We start from the raw sequence: 4,085 nt of genomic DNA, 5'->3' as shown, positions 1-4,085 counted from the left end.
GGCGTCGACGGCGAGCTCATCCGCCGCGTAGGCGACGATGGTTTCCGCTACCCGCTCGCCGTCGACCGCACCGGCGCCTACAAGGTCCGCGCCGGCGAGATGCTGCGCGTGTGCATGACCAGCGACTTCTTCCTGCGCCAGGCCGACCCCTGGCGCGAGGAGGCCTGGGACATCATCCGCGCCCGCCCGGACGTGAAGTTCTTCCTGCTCACCAAGCGCCCCCACCGCGTCGCCCGTTGCCTGCCCAGTGACTGGGGCGACGGCTGGGACAACGTCATGCTCTCGGTGTCGATTGAGAACCAGCGCCGCACCGACCAGCGCCTGCCCGTGCTGCTCGACCTGCCCTTCACGCACAAGGGCGCCATGGCCGCGCCCCTAATCGGCCCCATCGAACTGGGGCGCTATCTGTCCGACGGGCAGATCGAGCAACTGATCGTGGGCGGAGAGAACTACGGCGGCGCCCGGCCGCTCGACGTCGACTGGGTCCGCTCCCTGCGCGCCCAGTGCGAGCAGGCGGACGTGTCCATGACCTTCATTGAGACCGGTTCCACGCTGATCAAGGACGGGCGCACCTACCGGATGGGCCCCAAGCGCAACCAGTCCGTGCAGGCCCACCGCTCCGGCCTGTCCTACACCGCGCAGGATCGCCGACCCTGGCGCCTGCGCGCCCCGCTCGGCTGGGAGATTCCCGCCGCCGAACTGCACGTGCCCCAATTCGACGGCGACTGCCTGAACTGCGGCTCCCGCCCCATCTGCAACGGCCTGTATCGGGGGCGCTGCGCCTGAGGCGCTTCGTTTCCCGGCGCCAAGCGCGCGACAGTCGGGGCAACCGCGGCTAGGCTCGGATCATGACGACGCTTCCCTGGTCCGCAGGACACTGGCTGAACCCGCCCGCCGCAGTCGAGGAGAGGGACGGAGACCTGCTGGTCACCGCCGTCGAGAAGTCGGATGCGTGGCGGCGCACCAGCTACGGCTTCATCGTCGACACCGCCCATGCCCTGCTGGCCCCCTTCGAGCAGAACACCGCGGTCGAGGTGGACATGACCGCCGCCTTCACCGAGAACTTCGACCAGGCCGGCGTCATGGTGCGCGTCGACGCCGAGAACTGGGTCAAGGCCGGGGTGGAGTTCTCCGACGGCGCCTGCCAGCTCGGCGCCGTCGTCACTGCCGGCAACTCCGACTGGTCGGTGGCACCCGTGCCCGACTGGCAGGGCAAGCGCGTGCGTGTGCGACTCAGTCGCGCGGGCGATGCGATCACCATGCGTGCGGGGCTCATTTCGCCCGACGGCACCGCTGCACTGCGCATGGTGCGCCTACTGCCCTTCCCGGAGGACGCCGTAGCCGAGGCCGGCCCATTCCTGTGTGCTCCCAGTCGAGCCGGGCTGACCGTGCCCTTCCACGCCTGGCGGGTCACGGACGCGGACATCTCCCTTCACTGACTTCCCCTAGCGAGGGGATGTTCGCCTGCGGAAGGACGGATCTTCACGCCGTAGAGGCCGTGAGGGTCTGTCGAGCGAACTCGGACCTATTGACTCCGGCTCGGGCGGTTGACGGAGTACCGGGCGAGCGTTACGGTACAAGCGTTCGGGCGGGCCGGAGATGGTCGGTTATCGGACCGGCGGTTCGGGGTTCGAGTCCTCGTCGGCATTTCGTCGGTAGCTCAAGGGTAGAGCGGTCGGCTCCGGTCATCGTGCCACGCCCGCTCGGACAGTCCGCCAGGTTCACGCCCGCTCGCGCACATGTTGCCCGGGCCGATGGTGTGGGGGGGGGCGTGGGAGTCGGCGCGGTGGCAGGAACACGAGTTTGCGTCGGATACACGAGTTCCGGAGCTTTGCACGTACACAGCGCACGCGAAGCTCCAAAAGTCGTGTCTTTGCAGAGAACTCGTGTACGAGACGCGGCCCGGAGTCGGAGGGCTCTGAGACGGTCTCGCGTGCTGGTAGGGAGCCGGTTCTGGCGGGCGGCCTGGTGGGGCGGGTGTGTCACCTCACAAACATCACCGGTGAGGATGGATTGAGTTCCGGGTGTGTAGGGGTCTACACTCCTGCGAGTCGGCCACGGCCGATATGCGCGAACGGTGCGCCGGCGGGCCGGAAGGTCTTCGGTTATCGGTATTAGTTGGTTCGACCCCAACCCTCCTCGGAGGATCCGGAGGCCGAACACACGCCCGCCTCCGCCGTTCGTGCAGCCTGAATACGGGCGCACCCCCTGTGCTCGTGCGGGATGGCGGCGGGCCGAAGCCGGTCGGTTATCGCTCTCCAACAGCGCGGTTGACACCGCTTGTCCGGCGGGCAAGAACACGCCCGCCGCCACCCCGGCACATCTCATATCCCCGGAAACAGGAAAGGAGAGGGAAGAAGAAATGGATTTCTTGAAGGGCATCAGTACTCGGCGCACGCCGCAGCGTGAGTTGGCTCGAACCGGCCAGGTGCGTAACGCCGCCGGCGGCTACGGCTTCGCGCTCGATGACGCCGCCCGCCTGCGTCGCTTCCTGATCCTGGGCGTGGACGGCGGTACCTACTACACCGACGCCCGCACGCTGGCACTCGAGAACGCCGAGGTCCTGCACCGCATGGCGGTCGCCGACCCGCAGGGGCTGGTGAACACGATCATCGAGGTCTCCACCGCCGGTGCTGCGCCGAAGCAGAACCCGGCGCTGTTCGCCCTGGCGTACGCCGCCTCCGTGTCGCAGGCCCGTGACGCCGCGCTCGCGGCGCTGCCGCGTGTGGCCCGCACCGGAACGCACCTGTTCACCTTCGCCACCTACGTCGAGCAGTTCCGTGGATGGGGGCGCGGCCTGCGCCGCGCCGTCGGCTCCTGGTACACGACCAAGACCGCCGAGCAGCTCGCCTACCAGGCGGTCAAGTACCGCCAGCGCGACGGCTGGACGCACCGCGACCTGCTGCGCCTGGCTCACCCGGCCGCCGCGGAGGCCGACATGCGCGCCACCCTCGACTGGATCGCCCACGGCACCGTAGGGGAGGAGACGCCCTCCCTGATCGAGGGTTTCGTCAAGGCTCAGGAAGTGGATGCCGCTCGGGCCGACGCCGATGCCACCTGGGCGCGGATCGTCCGCGACTACCGCCTGACCTGGGAGATGCTGCCGGATGCGGCGCTGGCCCGGCCCGAAGTCTGGGATGCGCTGCTCGACGCCGGGGTGCCGCTGACCGCACTCATGCGCCAGCTGCCGCGCCTGACCCGACTGGGGCTGCTGCCCGCAATGGGTGGACGCACCGATGAGGTCTGCGCGCAGTTGACCGACACCGAGCGCCTGCGTGCCGCCCGCGTGCACCCGGTATCCGCGCTGATCGCCCAGCGCACCTACGCCTCCGGGTTCTCCCGGCGCGGCAAGAGCGCCTGGACGCCGACGACGAAGGTCGCCGACGCGCTGGACGCCGCCTTCTACGCGGCCTTCGGTGCCGCGGAGAGTGCGGGGAAGCGCACCATGCTGGCCGTCGACGTGTCCGGCTCCATGGGTATGCCGATCTCCGGCATGGCCTTGACAGCCCGCGAGGCGGCGGCCGCGCTGGCGCTGGTGCAACTGGCCACCGAGCCGGGCTCCGCTGCCTTCGCCTTCTCCAGCGCTCGCCCGGGATACTGGCAGCCGGCCGCCATGGCCCCGCTGGACATCAGCCCCCGCCGTCGTCTCGACGACGCGCTGAAGGTGGTGGACGCGATGCCCTTCGGTGGTACGGACTGCGCACTGCCCATGCTGTACGCCGCCGAGCACGACCTGGAAGTGGACACCTTCGTCATCTACACCGATAACGAGACCTGGGCCGGTGACATCCACCCGTTCCAGGCGCTGCGTCGCTACCGCGAGCACAGCGGCATCCCCGCCAGGCTCGTCGTGGTGGGAATGACCTCCACGGGCTTTTCCATCGCCGACCCGGACGATGCCGGCATGCTCGACGTCGTTGGCTTCGACACCGCGGTGCCGAGCCTGATCACGGAGTTCTCGCGGGGGCTCTCAGGTGGGCTCTGACCCGCTGCGCACAGTGCGCAACCGGAGGGCGGCCGTCCCAGACGGGGATGGCCGCCCTCCGGCACGCTCAATGGGAGTATCCGACCCGTTGGCGGCCCGG

General features: G+C 69.4%; 3 protein-coding genes. All 3 read left to right on the top strand.

Annotated elements, in window-relative coordinates; all coding sequences use genetic code 11:
• Positions 1-786: DUF5131 family protein (locus tag DRB06_RS12220; protein WP_220093028.1), on the top strand; the 786-nt coding region annotated here is incomplete at its 5' end.
• A gap of 62 nt (positions 787-848) precedes the next feature.
• Complete coding sequence (locus DRB06_RS12215) at positions 849-1,439, top strand: DUF1349 domain-containing protein (protein ID WP_111820093.1); 591 nt, start codon at positions 849-851, stop codon at positions 1,437-1,439.
• A gap of 923 nt (positions 1,440-2,362) precedes the next feature.
• Positions 2,363-3,985 carry a TROVE domain-containing protein gene (locus tag DRB06_RS12210; protein WP_111820092.1) on the top strand — a complete coding sequence of 541 codons (1,623 nt, stop codon included), beginning with the start codon at positions 2,363-2,365 and terminating at the stop codon, positions 3,983-3,985.
• Positions 3,986-4,085 lie beyond the last annotated feature (100 nt).

Origin of the sequence: Actinomyces sp. Z5, assembly GCF_003287795.1 — a bacterium.
Taxonomy (GTDB): domain Bacteria; phylum Actinomycetota; class Actinomycetes; order Actinomycetales; family Actinomycetaceae; genus Actinomyces; species Actinomyces glycerinitolerans.
The sequence above is the reverse complement of the archived record's forward strand: the minus strand, read 5'-3'. Positions and strand labels throughout refer to the sequence as shown.